Here is a 19,013-nt window from a genome sequence, read left to right as displayed (position 1 = left end):
CGCTCCGTCGGTGGATTCCCCATGCAGCGCGCCGTCGGGGTCGTCGTGCCGGCCTACCGGCCCGATGTCGAGCGCCTCACCGAGTACGTCGCCGCCATCGACGAACGCCTCGCCCCGACGGCCATCCGTATCGAACTCGACGCCCCTCGACCCGGCGTGGTCGAGCAGCTCTCTTCGCTCCCGGCGACCGTCGCCACGGCACCCTACCGCCGGGGGAAGGGTCGCGCCATCACGATGGGGTTCGAAGCGCTCGACACGGATATATTAGTATTCGCCGACGCCGACGGCAGCACGCCCGCCGACTCGCTCGCGTCGGTCGTCCGCTCCGTGCTGGATGGAGAGGCGGACCTCGCGGTCGGCTCGCGTCGCCATCCCGATGCGCGCATCGCCCGTCACCGAACGTTCGCACGCCGACGACTCGGCGACACGTTCGCGTGGCTCGCCCGTCGGCTGCTCGACCCGCAGCTGTTCGACTACCAGTGTGGCGCGAAGGCCATCTCGCGCGCGGTATGGGAGGGCGTGCGCGAACACCTTTACGAACCGGGATTCGCGTGGGACATCGAACTGATCGCCATCGCGGGCGCGCTCGACCAGCCCATCGCGGAAGTGCCCATCGAGTGGCACGACCAGCCGGATTCGACGGTCTCGCCCGTGCGCACCTCGCTCGCGCTCGCGCGTGGGCTGCTCGCCGCACGCCACCGGGCGGCGCTCATCCACGAAAATCGGTTGCACAGCGCGATCGCGTCCCAGCGCGAGGAGCACCCGCTCGTCGACGTGGACGACCCATGAGCACGCGGACGCTACTCGACGGTCTCTACGCTCGCTTCGCGGCGATAACCTCGACCGTGCGTTTCGGCCAGTTCGTCTCCATCGGCGTGCTCGGCGCGATCTGTGAGAACGTCGTCCTGTTGGGACTGGTTGAGGGCGTCGGCGTCACGCCCGAACTCGCCAAACTCGTCGGGGCGGAGGCCTCCATCGTCGTGATGTTCGCGGCCAACGAGCGCTGGACGTTCGCCGACGCGGGCCGGACGGGAGTCCGTTGGCTCATCCGACGCTTTCTCACCTCGAATCTCGTCCGCGCGGGCGGCGTGCTCGTCGGCACGGTGGTGTTCTCGGCGCTGCTTCGCTGGGTCGACGTCTCGCTGTCGGTCGCTGGCATCGAACTCTGGCTGCTCGCCGCCAACGTCATCGGCATCGCAGTCGGACTGGTCGTCAACTACGTCGCCGAGAGCCTGTTCACGTGGCGTGTTCACACGAAAGCCGACGGCGGATGAATCACAACCGTTAATGGGGTGACGGCGATACGAACAGGTAGCGGGATGGGATAGCCAGGAGATTCCGGCGGGCTCATAACCCGCAGACCGGTAGTTCAAATCTACCTCCCGCTACTGCACCTTTTGCTACGGTCGCTCGCTCCCTCGCAAAATCTGCACCAACAGCCCCCCTCTTTCCCTCCGGTCAGTCGTCGGCCCGCTCACTTCGTTCGCACACGGTAGAAAATCCATCACCCCCGCAAACCGCACCGCACCGTCACATACTGCAGCAAGACTTAGGTACACACCAGTTTAGGCTGTACTCATCGATGACGGACGCCAGAAGATCCGAAACTCCGCCGAGGGGTTGGCCGAATTGTGAATCCGGGCAGGTACGGATCATGCTGCTCGGGACGTATCACATGGACAATCCGGAACTCGATGAAGTGAACGTCGACGCCGACGACGTGCTCGCGAACGAGCGCCAAGCGCAACTCGAAGACCTCGCCGAGCGCCTCGCGGAGTGGAACCCGGACCGAATTGCGGTCGAACGCCCGTACGACAACGTCGAGGCCGTGAACTCGCTCTACGAGAAGTATCGAACGGGTGAGTACGCCTACAACCGCGAGGAGTCGTTCCCGGCTCCACACCCGATGCGAAACGACGACGATAGCGAGTGCCGAAGCGAAGTCGTGCAAATCGGCTTTCGACTGGCCGACAGACTGAATCACGAGCAGGTATATCCCGTCGACGAGCATCCCGAAGAACCCGATAGCGACCCGTTCGCCGACCGTGACATCGATTCGACACGGAAGACGTCGGTTTCGCTACCTGACCCCGACGAATGGAAACACGAGGTCGAAAACCGACTCGTGTCGACTCCGATTCCGGAATACCTCACGTGGATAAATCAGAGATCACAGCTCCGATTCAATCACAGTCTGATGTTCGACCGTGGAATACGAACAACGAAAGATGGGTTTGGTAGTCCGGCGCTCCTCACGTACTGGTACGACCGCAACATTCGGATGGTTCACCACCTCTGGCGGACGATAGAACCGGGCGACGAGCGAATCTTGTTGGTTGTCGGTACCGGCCACATTCGGGTGTTCCAACATCTCCTGAACGAAACGCCGATGCTGTGTCCGGTGAGTCCGCTGTCGTATCTGCCCAGGCTTTAGGACTGTTCGATATCCAGTTCTTCGAGCAACTGCTCGCCACCGGCGGCCGACGAGCCCGGACCACGGGCGGTGATGAGGTCGCCATCGACAGTCACACTCGTATCGGCATCGAGTTCGGCGTCCCAGTTACCGCCGGCGGCTTTGACCTCGTCCTCGACCCAGTAGGGGAGTTTTCGGCCGTCGGGCATCCGGTCGTGGTCGTCGACGATCCCTTCCTCCCACTCGTTCGGGAACCCAGTCACATCGCGGCCGTCGACGAACGGCGAGCCATCCTCCTCGCGGGCGAAGGCGAGGATGCCCGCCGCGTGGCAGACGACGTAGCCCTTGCCCTCGTCGCCGGAGACGGCGTCGACCAGCAACGCGCGGGCGTGGTGGTCCTGATTGACGTCCCACTCGGTGCCGTGGCCGCCGGGGAAGGCCACGAGGTCGTAGTCGGCGGCGTCGGCGGTCGCGATCGGCATCGGGTCGTTCAGGCGTTCGTCGGATTCGTGGATCTCTCGAACCTCCGCGGCGGTCTCCTCGCCCACCTCGTCGGGATCGACGGAACGCTCGTCGATCTCCGGCGGGTCGCCGCTCGGCGTCGCCACGGTGATATCGACGTCCGCATCCGAAAGCATCGTGAGCGGCGTCGTACATTCCTCGCCCCAGTACCCTTCCTCGCTGACGACGAACAGTGCGCTTGGCATCGGTTGAGGTAGTGGCGTCGCACGCAAAAGCCCCGCGGGTTCTCGTGCTGTCGGACAGCAACCCAGGAATCGTTCCGTGGTTGGCTCGATCCTCGCCCGACCGTTTGACCGCGGTCGTGAATCTCGTCCTCCGGCGATATCAGCCGTCGCCCTCGGAATCGACGATGACGACTTCGCCGTCCTCGACGTCGACGTTGATGAGGGTCTTCACGTCGTAGTTCGTCTCTTCGAGTTCGTTGCCGCCGCCGACCTTTTTGATGACGGCGACGATGTCGGCGATCTCCGCACCGATCTCTTCGAGCGCGCCGGTGATGCCTCGGAGGGTGCCCCCTGTCGAGAGCACGTCGTCGAGCAGGAGGACGCGGTCGCCGGCATCGACGTCGTTGACGTACATCTCGTTCTCCGAGTAGCCCGTGACCTGCGAGAGCGCGACCTCGCCCTCCAGTCCGTACTGGCGCTTGCGGACCACCACGAGCGGGATGTCTGTCATCAGCGAGACCGCAGTGGAGATATGGATGCCCATCGCGGCAGGTGTGACGATCTTGTCGACGTCGACATCGGCCTTGCGGATGATCTTAATGACGATCTCGCGCAGGAGTTCGGGTTCGAGCATCGGCACGCCGTCGCTGATCGGGTGGACGAAGTAGTGATAGCCCTCCTTTTCGATGATGGGCGCATCGAGCAACGACGCCTCCAGCTGATTCATGCTGCGGGTACAGCCAGTCGTGGGTAAAGCCTGACGGTCCGCCCGCACAGTCGGGTTCGCTCAGTTACACACCGGCCCCAGTGGGAGCATCGGGGAGGTCGTATCGGTGCACGTCGATGCCCAACTCCTCCAGTGCAGCTTCGAGGTGTTCGTCACCCACATACTCCGCGCCGTCGGCGACGCGCTGTGCCTGCGCTTCGGCATAGACCTCGCCGCGACGGTCGTCCGGAATCCGGTATTTGTCGGTGGCGAGTTCGATGGTGAGACCGTTGTGATCGCTGGTGTAAAGCGACTGGAAGGGCCCGCGGTCGAACTCGTTGAATCGCCGGTTGGCTTCCCGCAGTCCCTCTCTCGCCTCCTCGAATCGCTCCGGGTCGAGCCGGAAGGCGAGGTGGTGGACGGCCCCGACGCCCGCTCGCTGTCCACGGGGGTTCGACGGACGGTCGTCGGTGACGAAGAATGTGAGAATCCGACCGTCGCCGGTGTCGAAAAACAGATGTTCGACCTCCGGCTGGTCGAGGTTCGGTTGTCTGAGCACCAGCGGCATTCCAAGAACATCGCGGTAGAAGGCGATGGTGTCCTCGGGATTGCTCCCGATGAGGGTGATGTGGTCGGTGCCGACGACCGGCACGGGAGCGGTCGGCGGTTCGGCGGTGACGTCTGCGGTGGGTTCGTTGGACATTGGCTCATCCGTCGATAGGGTGCGGGTGCTATTCAATCAGGTGCTGACGTGAGTGTTACCGGGCGGAGGCGACCAGCATCGACGGACCGATTCGAGCCAAGCGCCTGCGTGGTCGGCCAAACGATGGACAGACCGCTAGAGCGCCCATGATAACTCACTCGATTCGTCATCGGCCCACACCATGCGTGTGCCGGGAGTGTCCTCATCCGTGTGCGACTACCATATCCGCACATGGCCAGCACGACCGCCGTTCCCGGCGAGAACGGGCAACTCGAAATCGTCTGTCACCGCAACGGCGCGGCCGAACCGGGCGCGAGTCTGACGAACATCGAGGGCGAAATCTCACTGCTCATCAGCGATCTGGAACCGAACGAGACCGTCGAGATCGAGATCATCGAGAGCAACGGCGAGTAGTGGGAAAATTCTGGTTTCGATGTATCATATCATCGAACCCTTGGCTATTTGTAGTATAAAAATAGAACCGCGCCGCACTGCTCAGTTCACCCGAAGCGGATGGTGAATAGCTGGGTTAGTTGGTACCGCCGCCACCGCTAACTTGGGTTTGCCAGATAGTCGTCGATCCACCATCACCAGTGTAGACAACTCGTACCGTACCATCACCACTGACACTACCGACAGTATCGCCGGCCGAGAGCTCACCGCCACTGCCACCGCCATTTCCGGCACCAGTGACCTCGATATCGCCACCATCGAGAGGGTCACCGCCCTCGTAGATGATATCACCGTTATCGACACTGAAACTCGCCTGTGGTGCTTGGCTCTGGTCGCCACCGAGGCCTAATACGAACGCGCCGATGACGGCGGCGAGAATCACGACCACTGCAACCATCAACACGACGCCAATCACAGGGCTGACACCCCGTTTGTCCGCAACGAACTGTTTGATTTTCTCCTTCATGGTTTCCTGTGTTCTGCACACCAGCCATCGCCGATAGCGAGTCGCCGGTCGTCCCGCGATTTCACCCTCGACGGGCCGGTGCGTTGGGGCGGTCTGGCTGCGGGATGGTACATAAACCTACGTGCCGGGCTGGCCGAGCGGCCTGCGGTTCGTGTCGGGCGCGGCCGCCGCGTGCGTAGGTTTCGGAACCGACACGCCGGCGGCGGATTTGAGAACGGTTAAGGGTCGTCGCTTGCAGACTCCGGACGTGTCTTTCGTGGCGCTCCCGACAGCGCTCGCCGAGGCCCCGATAGCGGGGCAACTCGATACTGGGGTCGCCACGCTCGTTCAGACGAACACCGCGCCGATGGAGATGGCGCTGTTCGCCGCGCTCGCGCTCCCGTTTGTGGGCGCGCTCGCGGTACCGCTCGTCCACCGCGCGCTCGGCGAGCGCACGGCGTGGTTCGCGGCGCTCGTCGCGCTCGCTTCCTTTGGACTGGTGGCGAGTCAGTACGGCTCCACGGGGACGGTCTCGATACCGTGGATCCCGACCCTCGGCGTCTCGCTCACGCTCTATCTCGACGGCCTCTCACTGCTCATATCGCTGCTCGCGAGCGGCGTCGGCGTCCTGATCTTTACCTACTCGGCGGGCTACATGCACGGCGAACCCGGACAGGCGCGCTACTACGGAACGATGCTCGCGTTCATGGGATCGATGCTCGGCGTCGCGCTCGCGTCGGACCTCATCGCCCTCTTCGTCTTCTGGGAACTCACGTCCATCACCTCGTTCGGCCTCATCGGCCACTACCGCGAGAACGAGAGTTCGCTCTACGCCGCCAGAAAGTCGATGCTCATCACCGTCTCTGGGGGACTGTTCATGCTCGTCGGCTTCGTCCTGCTCGCGTTCGTCTCCGGCGACGCACTCGGTGCCACGACGCTCACCCTCGTCGGCACGCCCGACTCGATGATCGCGAACGCCGACGCGATGCGCGCCGCACTGGAGGAAGCGGGTCTGTTCGTTCCGGTGCTCGTCCTCGTCGCCATCGGCGCGGCCGCCAAATCGGCACAGGTCCCTCTTCATATCTGGCTGCCGAACGCGATGGAAGCCCCGACCCCCGTCTCGGCGTTCCTCCACTCGGCGACGATGGTCAAGGCGGGCGTCTATCTCGTCGGCCGGATTCGCCCGCTGCTCGTCGGCGACGAGTGGATGCTGCTCTTCGCCACGCTCGGTCTCGTCACGATGACGATTACGGCGCTGCTCGCCGTGGGAGCCAGCGACATCAAGGAGCTGTTGGCCTACTCAACGGCCTCTCACCTCGGTCTCATCACGGCGGGCTTTGGCTTTGCCAATCAACTGGGAGCCGAGACCGGAGTCTTCCACATCCTGAATCACGCACTCTTCAAGGCGACCCTCTTTCTCGTCGCCGGCATCATCGCCCACGAGGCTGGCACGCGCGCCATCGACGAACTCGGCGGGCTTCGCCACGACCTCCCCATCACAGGAACAATCACCGCTATCGCCGCGCTCGGGATGGCCGGCGTCCCCCCATTTAATGGCTTCTACTCGAAAGAACTCCTCTTCGAGGCGGCCTACGAAGTGGCCCACGAACTCGGGGGACTCGCGTGGCTCTTTCCTGTCGTTGCGGTCGTCGGCAGCGTCTTCACCTTCCTCTACTCCATCCGTTTCCTCTGGCTGTTCATGGGCGAGAAACCCGCCGCGCTCGGCGAGGTCCATCGTCCCTCGCCCGCCCTGCTTGTTCCTCCTGTGGTGCTCGCCGGTCTCGCCATGATCGTCGGCATCGATCCGCAACTCGCCGTCGACACGATCGTCCAGTCGGCCTTCGCAAGTTCGGTCGCCGGCGAGGCCCACACGATGAGCATCCACCTCCCGACCGAACTGACGCCCTATGTCGCGATGAGCGCCATAACCATCCTCTCTGGAATACTCCTTTCGCCGTTCTACGACCGCCTCCGTGACGGCGTCAGGGCATTGACTCGCGGGCCGCTCTCGGCGGACTGGTACTACGACGGCGCGGTGTACGGTCTCGAACGCGCGAGTGGGCTGGCGCTGCCCGAGATCCAGAGCGGTCTCTTTCGCACCTACGCCACGTGGATGCTCGGCGCGACGAGCTTGCTCGCGCTCGCAGGCTATCTCGCCGCCGGCATCTCGATTCCGGCGTTTTCCGGACTCTCGGCGACAATTCCGGTCGTTATCGTCCTCGTGGTGGCGGTCGTCGGGGCTGCGGCGGTTGCGCGAGCGCCCTCACACGTCGCGGGCGTGCTCACGCTGTCGGTGCTCGGGTTCATGGTCGCGCTCTTCTACGTGCTCTCCAGTGCGCCCGACCTCGCGCTCACGCAGTTGGTCGTCGAGACGCTCGTGCTCGTCATCTTCCTGCTCGTGCTCGACAAGCTACCGGCCTTCTACGGCGACGCCGACCGGAAAAAGGCAGCCCGCGACGCGGTGCTCGCCAGTGGTGTTGGTCTTACAGTCATGATTACCGTACTCGTGGCGACCACCGGCAGTCCCGACGCTATCGCGCGCTTTTTCGTCGAGCGCGCGCCGGTGCCCGCAGAACACGGCTCGGTCCTCGCCGACTACGGCGGCGGGAGCAACATCGTCAACGTCATTCTGGTCGATTTCCGTGCGTTCGATACGATGGGCGAGATCTCGGTGGTGGCGATGGCCGCCCTCGGCATCGTGACGCTCATCGCCATGCGTGGGCGGGGTGAGTCCTCGTGAGCACGCGCGACATGACGGTCATCACCCGTACCGTCACCCGGGTCGTCTTCCCGCTTATCCTGCTGACGGCGATTGCGTTGCTCTTGCAGGGCCACAACCTCCCCGGCGGCGGGTTCATCGCGGGCGTGCTCACGGCGGCGGCGTTCGCGCTCGTCTACATCGTCTACGGGCTCGAATTCCTCCAGGAGGACCTCCTCGACCGCACCGGCGACGACACCGCGAGCGGTCCCGCTATCGTCGCCGACTACCTGCTCGTCTTCGCCGCCGGCCTCACACTCGCGGCGGGCGGCGGCGTCGTCGCCACTCTGTTCGACCGGCCGTTCCTCTCGCAGGCCGTGCTCTTCGTCCATGACCTTCCCCTGTTCGGCGAACTCGAACTCGCCAGCGCGTTCGTCTTCGATCTCGGCGTGTATCTCGTCGTCGTCGGCGCGCTGCTGACGATCCTCGCGGTGGTGGGCGACGAATGACGCAGTTCGTTCTCGCGGGCGTGCTCGGACTCCTGTTCGCGCTCGGGACCTTCCTCGTGCTCCGCCGGGACATCGTTCGTGTTGTGTGGGGCGTGACCATCATCTCGCAGGCCGCGAACCTCTACCTCGTCACGATGGGCGGGCTATCGGGTACTGTCCCGATTCTCGGCCACGGTCCACCCGACAACCCCGCCACGGTCACGGACCCGCTGGTGCAGGCGCTCGTGTTGACTGCTATCGTCATCAGTTTCGGGACCACGGCGTTCGCGCTCGTGCTCACCTACCGCATCCACGAGGAGCACGGCACCATCGACCTGCGCGAACTCGGCGAGACGGGGGGCGAGAGCTGAATGTCCTCTCAAGTGGTCATCGCGCCGCTGCTGGTCGCTCTGTTCACCGCCATCGCCACCCTCCCACTCCGGCGCTTCCCGCGCGCACAGCAGGCGGTGAGTCTCGTGGGTGCGCTCGCCTATATCGGCGCGGTGGCGCTGCTCGCCGATAGGGTGGTCGCGGAGTCGATCCTCGTCTACCAGCTCTCGGCGTGGCCGGCCCCCTTCGGCATCACGCTCGTCGCCGACGCGCTCTCGCTGTTCATGCTCGGCCTCACGAGTGTGGTCTCGCTCGCGGCAGTCGCGTTCTCGACGCGCTTCATGAGCGAGTACGCCCAGCAGGTCTCCTATCACACGCTCTATCACCTGATGGTCGTCGGCATCACCGGATCGTTCCTCACGGGCGATATCTTCAACCTCTTCGTCTGGTTCGAGGTGATGCTCCTGTCGAGCTACGTGCTCGTCGCGTTCTATTCGGGGGCCGAGCACACCCGCGCGGCGCTGACTTACACCGTACTCAATCTCTTGGGGAGTGCACTCATGCTGCTCGCCATCGGCGGGCTCTACGCCACGGTCGGTACCCTGAACATGGCTGACATGGCTCGCCGACTCGCCAATCCCGCCCAGTACGGCGTCGACCCGGTGCCGGTGCTCGGACTCACGGTCCTGTTGTTCTGTGTGTTCGCGCTCAAGGCGGGGATCGTCCCGTTCCAGTTCTGGGTGCCGGCCGCCTACCGCGCCGCGCCCGCGCCCGTCACGGCGATGCTCGCCGGCGTCGTCAAGAAAGTGGGCATCTACGCCATCATCCGGCTCTACTTCACCGTCTTCGCCGCCGCGACCCTGCCCGCCGGACTCGGACTGCCGGGCTTCGTCGGCGACGACTTCCTCTCGTTTTTCGGTCCCGTCATGTTCGTCATGGCCGCCGGCAGCATCCTGCTCGGGGGTGTGGGTGCGGTGAGCCGCAACGGCCTCGACGGCGTGCTCGCCTACTCCTCCATCGGGCAGATCGGGTTCGTCGTGCTTCCCTTGGCGGTCGCGGCCACGGTGCCGGGGGTGCGCGCGCTCGCGGTCGCGGCCGCGCTCGTCTACGCGCTGAATCACGGTCTCACGAAGTCGATGCTGTTTCTCGCAAGCGGAACTATCAAAGAGGCCGTCGGCTCGATTCGCTTCGAGCGCATCGGCGGTCTCGCGGCGCGCACGCCGCTACTCTCGATTGCCTTCTTCCTCGGCGCGCTCTCGCTCATCGGCATCCCGCCACTGTCGGGCTTTTTCGGCAAGCTACTCGTCTTCCGGACGACGGCTCACGCCGGCGCGATGGGAGGCCGGGGCGGCGCGCTCGCGGTCGGTCTCTCGCTTGTGGGCGCGATCCTGACCATCGCGTACTTCTCGCGGGCGTGGAACCGCGGCTTCTGGGGCTCCGAATCCGAGGGCGTGCGGACGGCGACCTATTCGCCGACGCTCGTGGCGGTCGTCGTCGCGCTCGCGGCTCTCTTGGTCGTCGTCGGAATCGGCTTCGACCCCGTATTGCGCGCGGCCGAGGCCGCCGCCGAGGTCACGCTCGACAGACAGGCCTACGTCGATGCGGTTCTGGGGGCAAGTCGATGAGACGCTGGCCGGTCGTCGGGGTAGTGCTCGCGGTGTTATGGCTGTTCGTCCGCGGCGTCGTACTCACGCCCGAGCGCCTCGCCGAGGAGTTCCTCATCGGACTCGCCGTCGGCGTGCCGCTCGCCTACGTCTTCCGGCGCTTCTACGCCAGCGAGTTCGCGTTCGCGGGCACCCTACGAGTGGTTCCCTCGACGGTGGCCTACCTGCTCGTCTTCGTCAGGGAACTCCTCGTGGCGAACCTCGACGTGGTCTATCGCGTGCTCTCGCCGTCGCTGCCCATCGACCCCGACGTGGTGGCGATACCGCTGCGCGTCGAGACGGATGCTGCCATCACCACCATTGCCAACTCCATCACGCTCACGCCAGGCACGCTGACGATGGATTACAACGAAGAGACGAACACGCTCTACGTCCACGGCATCACCGGTCGGGATCGGGAATCGCTCGTCGAACCGATCCGCACGTGGGAGGACTACGCGCTCGTCATCTTCGACGAGGAGGCGAGTCCCGACGACCAACCGCCGACGCCGCGGGGTGATGTCGGTGGCGACTGAACTCCCCGAGTTCCTCCTGCTCGCCATCCGCGTCGGGTTGATCGTCGCCAGCGGCGTCACCCTGCTCGCCGGCTATCGCGTCATCTACGGCCCGACGACGCCCGACCGGGTGGTGGCGCTCGACACCATCTCGACGAACGTCGTCGCCATCGCGGTCCTGTTCGCCCTCCAGACCGACGACGGCTTCTTCATCGACGTGAGCCTCGTGCTCGCCATCATCGGCTTCATCAGCACGATCGCCGTCGCACGCTACGTCTCCGAGGGGGACATCATCGAATGAACACGATCCACGCCGCGCTCGTCGCGCTGTTCATCGCCATCGGGACGTTCTTCCTGCTGGTCGGCACGATCGGACTCATCCGTTTACCCGACGTGTACAACCGGATGCACGCGACGAGCAAGGCAACCACCCTCGGGGCGGCCTCGCTGTTTCTCGCCGGCGCGATATACTTCGCCCCCGCACCCGGCGGGGCGGCGCTCACGTCGCTCGTGGGCATCGTCTTCCTCTTTATTACTGCGCCAACGGGCGCACACGTCATCTCGCAGGCCGCAGAACGCATGGGCATCGAGTTCGCCGGCGACGCCGTCTGGCCGGACACGGGCGAGTCGCGCCCCGAATCACCCGACGAGAGCGACGAGTGATGGACTGGACGAATCGCCGTACTCGTCTCCGAGTCGCCGTGGTCGCCATCGCCGTGCTCGCCCTCGGCGTGCGATTGGTCGCCCTCGGCGCGCGCGTCGCTCATCAGGACGAGGCGCGCGTCGCCTACTGGGCCTATCGCTACATGGAGTCGGGTGTCTACTGGTATCGCCCGATCGTCCACGGTCCCTTCCTCACCATCGTGGACAGTCACGTGTTCGCGCTGCTCGGGGCCTCTGACTTCTCGATGCGCCTCGTCGTCGCCGTCGTCGGGGGATTGCTCCCGCTCGCGGCGTTGCTCTTTGCCGACCGACTGCGAGACTCGGAGACCGTCGCGCTCGCGCTCGTTCTCGCTGCCAACCCCGTCCTGCTCTACTATTCGCGCTTTTACCGGAACGACCTGCTGCTCGCGGGGTTCATGCTCGTCGCGTTCGGCTTTCTCGTTCGTGCCTACGACCGCGGGCGACCCCTGCACCTCTATCTCGGCGTCGCCTTCTTCGTGCTCGCGTTCACCACCAAGGAGAACGCGCTCGTCTATCCCGTCATCTGGCTCGGGGCGCTCGTCCTGCTAGCCGACCGTCGGCTGCTGATGGGGACTCACAGCCCGGCACAGCCCCTCCGAAACGCCGTCGGGCGCGCTCGCACGGGGTTGCGGCGCTGGTGGTTCCACGTCGTGCTCGCGGTCGTCGAGTTCTTCACGATCTTCGTGTTCTTCTACGCGCCGCGCGGTCGGGCCGCCGAGCCGGAACCGACGCTGGGCGCGACGCTCGCCGACCCGACCAAGCTCCCGGCGTTGGTCGAGGAGGCGGTGGTCGGCTCGTGGCACGAGTTCGTCGCCCAGTGGGGCAGCGGGAGTGGCGACGCCTATCTCGACACCGCCGAGGCGCTCTGGTCGGTGCTCGGTGCGGGTGCACCCGTCCTGCTCGGCCTCGCGGTCGTGGGCTTCCTCGCCGACCGCTACACCGGCAAACAGCCGCGCGACGTCGTGGCGTTCACCTTCTTCTGGGGGGCGGCGAGCGCGCTCGGCTACCCGATCATCGTCGACAACCCGTTCCCGTGGGAGGTCATCCACATCATCGTCCCGCTCGCGGTGCCGGCGGCAGTAGGGTTAGCGCTGATCGCTCGCGTCGGACTGGCGCATCTCCGGAGCTATCGGACCGAAAGCGGCCAAACCTTCGATCGCAATGTGCTCGTCGGCGTCGCCGCGGTGCTCGTTCTGGTCCTCGCCGCCGGACAGGTCGGCGTGAGCGCCTACGACACCTCCTTCGAGAACCCACAGAGCGCGGACAACGAACTCGTCCAGTACGCCCAGTCGTCAAGCGAGATGAAGCCGCTGCTCGGCGAAATCCGTCGAATCGTGCGCGCCAACGACGGCACGGACGTGCTGTACTACGGCGACGACCCCGATTTCGATGGCGACGAACTCCATGCATCGAGTCCCGACTCCCACCTGACCCCAACCGCCGGCGAGGGCTGGTTCGAGCGCCTGCCCTTTGCGTGGTATCTCGAAGCCGACGGGGCCGACACGAACAGCACCGTCGAACCGGCAGCCGTGCGGCGCACAGTCCAAAACGGCGAACGCCCGCCGGTCGTCATCGCCTTCGGCCCGTCGGATGCCTGCTCGGAGGAGTACGACAACGCCTCGGACATCGACCGGTACATGGACGGGTACGAGCGCCACGAGGTCCAACGATTTCTCTTCGATAGCGGCTGTACCATCAGCAGTGTGGTGGTGTACGTCGACGAAGGCTACGCCAGTTCGAGCGCCAACTCTTCGGCGACGCGCGCGCCGAGGCCCGCCTTGTCGCCTGCGTAGCTCTCGACATCGCCTTCCCGAACCACGAGCACGCGCGTCTCGCTTTCGCCCATCACGCTCGCGTCGTTGGCCACCACAAAGGCCAACCCCGCACGCGAAAGCGTCTCGCGGGCGGCCGCGACCATCGCCTCGTCCTCGCCGCTCGTCTCGGTCTTGAACCCGACGATCGGGAGGTCGGGGTGGCTCTCGCGCACCGCGTCGAGGATCTTGACCGTGGGTTCGAGGTCGAGCGAGAGGTCCTGTCCCGAGCGGATCTTCTCGTCGCTCCCCTCGACGGTGTAATCGCCGATGGCCGCCGCCGAGACGAGTGCATCGGCCGTCTCGACCACCCTTTCGACGGCGGCGAGCATCTCGGCGGCGCTCTCGACGCACTCGACGTCGGCGTAGGGCACGTCACCAGCGTCGTGGACGAGCGTCACGTCCGCACCGCGCGCGTAGCACGCCCGCGCGACCGCCCGCCCAGTCTTTCCCGATGAGCGGTTGGTGAGCACGCGCACCGGGTCGATGGCCTCGCTGGTGGCCCCGCTCGTCACGACGATTCGCTCGTCGGCGAGGTCGTTTTCACTTGTGGCCCGTGCGGTGGCGAGCGCAATGGCATCGAGGCTGGCGAGTTTGGCCTTCCCCTCCTCGATGCGGGGTGGCACGAACTCGACGCCCCACGATTCGACGCGCTCGATGGCATCGAGCACGCCGGGATGGTCGTACATCGGTTCGTGCATCGCCGGCGCGACGACCATCGGAATATCGGCCCCGAGGGCGGTCGTCGCGGTCGTCGTCACGGGTGTGTCGTCGATGGCACTGGCAATCTTCCCGACGGTGTTCGCGGTCGCGGGCGCGACGAGCAGCACGTCGGCCCAACCCTCACGCCCGCAGAGCGCGACGTGTTCGACTTTCCCTGTGAGTTCGGTCACGACCGAGTTCTCGGTGGCGAATTCGAGTGCCCACGGGTGGACGATACCCTGTGCGCTCGCGGTCATCACGCCGCGAACGCTGGCCCCGCGCCGCCGGAGTTCGTGGGCGAGTTCGATGGTTTTCACCGCCGCAATCGACCCCGTGACGCCGAGTGCGACGTTCACCCCGTCGAGCATTATGCCCTCGTTGGCCGGCTCATCGGTTAAATCCCGGCCCTCGGTCCGCACGCTCACGCAGCGCCACGATGCCGAGGACGGCCAACCCGATCACACCGAGGACCACGAGGAGCGTTCTGAGGATCCCGATGCCGAGCAGCGGCGTCGCTTCACTTGCCTCGTTCGCCCCGCGCGCGACGTCGGTCGTCGCGTTGGCGTCCGCCGTCGGCGCTGCCTCCGACGAGTCGGTCACGGCCGTCGCCGTCGGTGCGGGCGTCGGGGTTGCGGTCGGCGTTGCCGTCGGCGTCGTCAGGTTGCGCTCGACGGCCGGTCCCTCGTCGACCGAGACCGTCACCGGCCCGCCGGCGCCGCCTCCGGCGTCGGCGAGAGCTCCGATGGTGCCGAACCGGGTGAGGTTCGCCGAAACGCTGTTCGTCGAGCTATCGGTTCGGGTGCGCCCGACGGGCGACCAGTGTTGGCCGTCGTGTCGCCAGAGTCCGACCGCGTTCCGTGCGCTCCCGTACTGCATCGTCAGCGAGAGCGCGGACTGGCCCCCGTGGGTGTCGGTCGCCTCGATGTAGCTGTCGAGATTGCCCGCGCCACGCGGGAGGGGTGGTGGCGAGGTCACCGACCGCAGCGCGACGTTTTGCTCGGTGAACGACAGCCTCGCCGTCGAGAGCGCGAGGTTCTCGACGGTGTTTCCGGCGTCGTTGCGCTCGGAGTAGTAGTCCCAGCGGCTGTTGTTCCGCGCGACGCTATCGACGACCGTGTTGTTGGCGCTCTCGCGCTCGAAGTGGATACCCCACTTGTTCTCGATGGCCGTCATCCTCCGAAGGGTATTGTTCTGACTCTGCCCGCCGAGCGCGACCGCGATGGCGTTGTCGGTGGCGGTGTTGTTCACGAGCGTGGCGTTGCTCGACGCGCCGAGGGCGAGTCCTTCGGTGCTGTTTGCGGTGATCGTCCGGCGAATCGTGCTCTCGTCCGTCCCGAGCGCGAAGACGGCTATCGACCAGTTGTGCGCCCGGAGGTTCTCCACCGTGACGTTCGATACCGGTCCCCCGCTCCCGTCGACTTCGACGCCGTGGCCCGCGCCGGTCCCCGCGACCGCGTGCCCCTGCCCGTCGAGAGTGACGTTACCCGCGGTGATCTCGATACAGGCCGCGTCGGGGTTCTCGATGTCGCCCGCGACGTTCTCGGTCAGCGCGTACCGCCCCGGCGTATCGATGGTCGTACACGAATCGACCGTCGAGACGTTGCCGGCACGCTGTGCGCTCGCCGCCCCGGCCGAAACGGCGACCAGCGCGACGATCACCCCGACGAGCAACAGTTCCTTCGCTCCGACCGTTCGCGGACCACGTGGCGTCATTGACGTTTGCGTCGTCCGAGCGGGGGGTCATTTATTTCACGGTATTGGCCCGGCAAGCCCGCCCGCATCCGAGCGGTATGCCAACGCTTACGCCGCCCGCCCACGACTGCCAGTCGTGGACAGCATCGAAGTCAGCACCGAGGTCTACCTCCCGCCCGCGGCGGTCTACGACTTCCTGATCGACTTCCCGCGCTATGCGGATTACTCCGAGCATCTCGAGAGCGTCGACCGCCACGGCGACGGCACGCCCGGCACGACCTACGACCTCCACTTCGCGTGGTGGAAACTCACCTACACGGCGCGCTCGCGGGTCACGGACGTCGAGCCACCCAACCGGATCGACTGGAAGATCATCAAGGACATCACTGCTCACGGCTACTGGGCCGTCGAGGACATCGACCCGCCGGCGGGCCGTGAGGACGCCTCACGGGTCCGCTTTCGCGTCGAGTTCGACACCGATTCGGTCGATTCGGGCCAGTTCGACCTTCCCCGATTGGTCTCGCTGTCGTGGGTCGTCGAGAAGGTCAAACCGATCATCGAGCGGGAGGCTGAACAGATCGTCGAGCGCATCGTCGCCGACATCGAGGGCGAGGCTCGACAGGTGGATTTGACCGTGCACACGAGACCCGATACCGTCTGAGCCCTCCGGATTACCCGTAGGTGGCGTCCCAGCGCGTCGCCTTCCGGAGGTTGCCACACGAGTTGCACTTTACCCTCCCCATCGTGTCCATCGCGTTGTCGAGGGTCTCACAGTTCGCACAGTAGTAGCCGTACTTGTGCTCCTCGTCGAAGTCGGGGTCGGTGTAGGCGGTGAAGAACGGTCCCTTCGAGCCGCGCTCGACCTGCCCTTCGTTGACGTATAATCCGTCATCGAGTTCGCGCACGGGGTCCGAGGTTTCGAGCGTCGGCTGGACGTCGACGTCGTCGGCGTGGAGATAGATGTTCTCGGTGTAGTCGCTGTCGTCGATCTCGACGGTGTCGGTGCCGACCTGCTCGAAGTCGAAGATCGCGTAGAACTCGTTGCCCTCGGTGTTGTCCTCGAGCACCTTCGCGCGCAACTGGGCGGCCCCCATCTCGAAGAGTTCCTCGCGGGTGTGCTCGAACAGCTCCGTCGCGATACCCTGCCCACGGTAGTCGGGGTCGACGTGCAGCCAGAGCAGGTCGCCGTTGCCACCCTCGTTGACGAGGTCGCCTTCGGTGAACCCGCGCACGTCACCCTCGTCTTCGGCGACGATCAGGAGCGTGTCCGACTCGTCGAGTTTCTCGGCGAAGGCGTCCTCACCGTACCATTGGGTTATCGCACCGTCGATGGTTCGCGGGCTGAGCGAGTACGACTGTTCCATCGATCGGCGGGCGATGTCCCGAATCGCCGCCCCGTCGTCGGGTGTTGCTTCGCGCAGTTCCATACCCCTCGTTCGACAGTCGTCATCATAAACCCCGGTGTCGATGGCAAGCCTCGCTAGTAGTTTGGCCGCAGTGTCGTAACGCTAAAGAGTCGAACATACGTCTAGTCGCACAACATGAACGGAACACGAAACGTCGGGGGGGAGTGCGATTGGGCGTCGAAGTGAGGGAATCGCCGATCTCGGCCGCCGAGTTCGACGCCATGAAGCGGTTCGTCTCGGGCTATCTCGAAGCCAGCATCGAAAACGAGGGTGAGGGCGGGCGCATGCGGTGGTATCCGTGGCACTCGGCGGGCTATCGGTTCAACCACATCCTGAACGTGGTCGAACTCGCCGTCGACATCGCCGAGAGCGAGGGCGCGAACGTCGATGTCGTGCGCGTCGCCGCGCTCTTTCACGACGTCTCGAAACTGGAGGCCGAACAGGATCTCCACGCCGAGGCGGGCGCGCGCGTCGCCCGCGAGTACCTCGACTCCCATGGCGAGTTTCCCGCCTCGTTCATCGAGGAGGTCTGTACGAGCGTGAGCGAACACTCCTACCAGGGACCGCTCGACGAACTCCCCCTGGAGACGCGCTGTCTCATCGAGGCCGACCTGCTCGACAAGATCGGCGCGAACGGCGCGGTACTCCTGCTCTTACGGATGGGCTACGAATCGCGCACGCACATGGACGCCGCCGAGATGATCGGCCGGGTGCTCGAACGCGGCCGCGACGCCGCCGACCGCATCGAGAGCGACCGCGCCGAGAGCCTCATCCACCAGCGCCTCAAGCGCGTGAAGTGGCTGCGCGAGTGGCTCGACGACGAGGTCGCCGGCGTGGACGTGGACGCCTCAGAGGACTGAGCCGGCCATCGAGAGCGCCTCGCCGAGAAAGACCAGCCCGAAGCCCGCGAGCACGAGCGCACTCGCATAGGCCACGGTCGGCCCGACGCCCGTGAGACGGCGCTCGGCGGCGACCAGCGTCGTCGGGAAGCCGACGACCCACGCCGCGATGCCGGCGAAGAAGCCGACGACGAGCGCCGGGCTTCCGGTTGCGACGACCAACACGTTCGCAAGGTCCGCCGAGAGCGGTGCGAGCACGTCGATCCGTCCGGGTTCGAGCATGCCGACGCCGATGGTGAGCCAGAACACCACCTGATAGGGGTTCGTGATGGCGAGGGCGAACGCCTTGGCGAACCCGCGGCGCTCGCCGGTGGCCGCTTCGTGGTCGTCGTTCGCGCCGCGGGCCGCGCCGTAGGCGAAATACAGCATCAGCAGGCCGCCGGCCGCGAAGGCCGCGCCACGGATGGCCGGCACGCGCTCGACGACCGCGACCGCGCCGACCAGCGCGAGCACGAAGAAGCAGGCGTCGGCGGCCATCGCGCCGAGACCGGCCCACACGCCGGAGAGCCAGCCTCTGAGAACGCTCTCTTCTGCGATGACCGCGTTCATCGGTCCCGGCGGCGCGGCGATGGCTAACCCGAAGACCATTCCCGCGAGCACCGTCGTCACCGCGCCGAGAACGGACATTCGAGCGACGAGAGGGGTGGAGCCGTGAAAAGTCGGTCGGATAGTGTAGTGGCCGCCGTACCGGCGGTTGCGGTGCGGATGCAGGACGGTGCGGTCCTGGCGGATGAAGGGC

General features: G+C 65.6%; 22 protein-coding genes and 1 tRNA gene. 15 read left to right on the top strand and 8 right to left on the bottom strand.

Going from position 1 to position 19,013, the window contains the following annotated elements; all coding sequences use genetic code 11:
• Positions 1-21: 21 nt before the first annotated feature.
• The 4 genes from ACP97_RS05950 to ACP97_RS05935 all read left to right on the top strand — a co-directional run bounded on the left by ACP97_RS05950 (position 22) and on the right by ACP97_RS05935 (position 2,434).
• Complete coding sequence (locus ACP97_RS05950) at positions 22-789, top strand: glycosyltransferase (RefSeq protein WP_049996912.1); 768 nt, start codon at positions 22-24, stop codon at positions 787-789.
• Positions 786-1,274 (top strand): GtrA family protein, encoded by a 489-nt coding sequence (locus ACP97_RS05945; protein ID WP_049996911.1) that lies wholly within the window; start codon positions 786-788, stop codon positions 1,272-1,274. The genes ACP97_RS05950 and ACP97_RS05945 overlap by 4 nt, the downstream gene beginning before the upstream one ends.
• 39 nt (positions 1,275-1,313) lie before the next feature.
• Positions 1,314-1,388, top strand: a tRNA-Met gene (locus ACP97_RS05940).
• 287 nt (positions 1,389-1,675) lie between these two features.
• Entirely contained in the window at positions 1,676-2,434 is a 759-nt protein-coding gene (locus tag ACP97_RS05935; protein ID WP_237561104.1) for a DUF5694 domain-containing protein, read from the top strand.
• Here ACP97_RS05935 and ACP97_RS05930 read toward each other — a convergent pair.
• The 3 genes from ACP97_RS05930 to ACP97_RS05920 form a co-directional block, all read right to left on the bottom strand.
• Complete coding sequence (locus ACP97_RS05930; RefSeq protein WP_049996909.1) at positions 2,431-3,120, bottom strand: type 1 glutamine amidotransferase family protein; 690 nt, start codon at positions 3,118-3,120, stop codon at positions 2,431-2,433. The genes ACP97_RS05935 and ACP97_RS05930 overlap by 4 nt on opposite strands.
• Positions 3,121-3,259: 139 nt before the next feature.
• Positions 3,260-3,826 (bottom strand): hypoxanthine/guanine phosphoribosyltransferase, encoded by a 567-nt coding sequence (gene hpt / locus ACP97_RS05925; protein WP_049996908.1) that lies wholly within the window; start codon positions 3,824-3,826, stop codon positions 3,260-3,262.
• A gap of 64 nt (positions 3,827-3,890) precedes the next feature.
• Entirely contained in the window at positions 3,891-4,508 is a 618-nt protein-coding gene (locus tag ACP97_RS05920) for a VOC family protein (RefSeq protein WP_049996907.1), read from the bottom strand.
• A 231-nt stretch (positions 4,509-4,739) separates the two neighbouring features.
• On the opposite strand from ACP97_RS05920, the gene ACP97_RS05915 reads away from it, so the two are divergent.
• Positions 4,740-4,922, top strand: coding sequence for a hypothetical protein (locus ACP97_RS05915; protein WP_049996906.1), 183 nt, complete (start codon positions 4,740-4,742; stop codon positions 4,920-4,922).
• 115 nt (positions 4,923-5,037) lie between these two features.
• On the opposite strand, the gene ACP97_RS05910 is transcribed toward ACP97_RS05915, so the two are convergent.
• A complete protein-coding gene (locus tag ACP97_RS05910; protein ID WP_049996905.1) occupies positions 5,038-5,427 on the bottom strand; it encodes a type IV pilin in 390 nt (129 codons plus the stop codon).
• A gap of 346 nt (positions 5,428-5,773) precedes the next feature.
• Here ACP97_RS05910 and mbhE point away from each other — a divergent pair, with 346 nt between their 5' ends.
• Genes mbhE through ACP97_RS05870 form a run of 8 tightly spaced genes read left to right on the top strand, consistent with a single transcriptional unit; the run spans position 5,774 to position 13,557 of the window.
• Entirely contained in the window at positions 5,774-8,146 is a 2,373-nt protein-coding gene (mbhE, locus tag ACP97_RS05905; RefSeq protein ID WP_394297699.1) for a hydrogen gas-evolving membrane-bound hydrogenase subunit E, read from the top strand.
• Between the two features lie 11 nt (positions 8,147-8,157).
• Positions 8,158-8,613, top strand: a complete 456-nt coding sequence (locus ACP97_RS05900; protein ID WP_049996984.1) for an MnhB domain-containing protein — start codon at positions 8,158-8,160, stop codon at positions 8,611-8,613.
• Positions 8,610-8,963 (top strand): sodium:proton antiporter, encoded by a 354-nt coding sequence (locus tag ACP97_RS05895; RefSeq protein ID WP_049996903.1) that lies wholly within the window; start codon positions 8,610-8,612, stop codon positions 8,961-8,963. Before ACP97_RS05900 ends, ACP97_RS05895 begins: the two co-directional genes overlap by 4 nt.
• The gene (locus ACP97_RS05890; RefSeq protein WP_049996902.1) at positions 8,964-10,547 is read left to right on the top strand and encodes a complex I subunit 5 family protein; all 1,584 of its coding nucleotides are present in this window, start codon (positions 8,964-8,966) and stop codon (positions 10,545-10,547) included.
• Positions 10,544-11,101: a Na+/H+ antiporter subunit E gene (locus ACP97_RS05885; protein ID WP_049996901.1), complete on the top strand. Its 558-nt coding sequence runs from the start codon at positions 10,544-10,546 to the stop codon at positions 11,099-11,101. Before ACP97_RS05890 ends, ACP97_RS05885 begins: the two co-directional genes overlap by 4 nt.
• Positions 11,085-11,381, top strand: coding sequence for a monovalent cation/H+ antiporter complex subunit F (locus ACP97_RS05880; RefSeq protein WP_049996900.1), 297 nt, complete (start codon positions 11,085-11,087; stop codon positions 11,379-11,381). Before ACP97_RS05885 ends, ACP97_RS05880 begins: the two co-directional genes overlap by 17 nt.
• Complete coding sequence (gene mnhG, locus ACP97_RS05875) at positions 11,378-11,743, top strand: monovalent cation/H(+) antiporter subunit G (protein ID WP_049996899.1); 366 nt, start codon at positions 11,378-11,380, stop codon at positions 11,741-11,743. The genes ACP97_RS05880 and mnhG overlap by 4 nt, the downstream gene beginning before the upstream one ends.
• A complete protein-coding gene (locus ACP97_RS05870; RefSeq protein ID WP_049996898.1) occupies positions 11,743-13,557 on the top strand; it encodes a flippase activity-associated protein Agl23 in 1,815 nt (604 codons plus the stop codon). Before mnhG ends, ACP97_RS05870 begins: the two co-directional genes overlap by 1 nt.
• Here ACP97_RS05870 and coaBC read toward each other — a convergent pair.
• Positions 13,491-14,645 (bottom strand): bifunctional phosphopantothenoylcysteine decarboxylase/phosphopantothenate--cysteine ligase CoaBC, encoded by a 1,155-nt coding sequence (gene coaBC, locus ACP97_RS05865; RefSeq protein WP_049996897.1) that lies wholly within the window; start codon positions 14,643-14,645, stop codon positions 13,491-13,493. The two genes, ACP97_RS05870 and coaBC, sit on opposite strands and share 67 nt — an antisense overlap.
• Before the next feature lie 19 nt (positions 14,646-14,664).
• Complete coding sequence (locus ACP97_RS05860) at positions 14,665-15,990, bottom strand: right-handed parallel beta-helix repeat-containing protein (RefSeq protein WP_049996896.1); 1,326 nt, start codon at positions 15,988-15,990, stop codon at positions 14,665-14,667.
• A gap of 115 nt (positions 15,991-16,105) precedes the next feature.
• Between ACP97_RS05860 and ACP97_RS05855 the strand changes: the two genes are divergently transcribed.
• Positions 16,106-16,630, top strand: coding sequence for a type II toxin-antitoxin system RatA family toxin (locus ACP97_RS05855; RefSeq protein WP_049996895.1), 525 nt, complete (start codon positions 16,106-16,108; stop codon positions 16,628-16,630).
• A gap of 10 nt (positions 16,631-16,640) precedes the next feature.
• Here ACP97_RS05855 and ACP97_RS05850 read toward each other — a convergent pair whose 3' ends face one another.
• A complete protein-coding gene (locus ACP97_RS05850) occupies positions 16,641-17,396 on the bottom strand; it encodes a GNAT family N-acetyltransferase (protein ID WP_049996894.1) in 756 nt (251 codons plus the stop codon).
• Between the two features lie 149 nt (positions 17,397-17,545).
• Here ACP97_RS05850 and ACP97_RS05845 point away from each other — a divergent pair, with 149 nt between their 5' ends.
• Positions 17,546-18,235, top strand: a complete 690-nt coding sequence (locus ACP97_RS05845) for an HD domain-containing protein (RefSeq protein WP_049996983.1) — start codon at positions 17,546-17,548, stop codon at positions 18,233-18,235.
• Here ACP97_RS05845 and ACP97_RS05840 read toward each other — a convergent pair.
• Positions 18,224-18,901: a LysE family translocator gene (locus tag ACP97_RS05840; protein WP_049996893.1), complete on the bottom strand. Its 678-nt coding sequence runs from the start codon at positions 18,899-18,901 to the stop codon at positions 18,224-18,226. The two genes, ACP97_RS05845 and ACP97_RS05840, sit on opposite strands and share 12 nt — an antisense overlap.
• Between the last annotated feature and the right edge of the window lie 112 nt (positions 18,902-19,013).

The sequence above is a fragment of the Halococcus sediminicola genome, assembly GCF_000755245.1.
Lineage (GTDB): Archaea > Halobacteriota > Halobacteria > Halobacteriales > Halococcaceae > Halococcus > Halococcus sediminicola.
The sequence above is the reverse complement of the archived record's forward strand: the minus strand, read 5'-3'. Positions and strand labels throughout refer to the sequence as shown.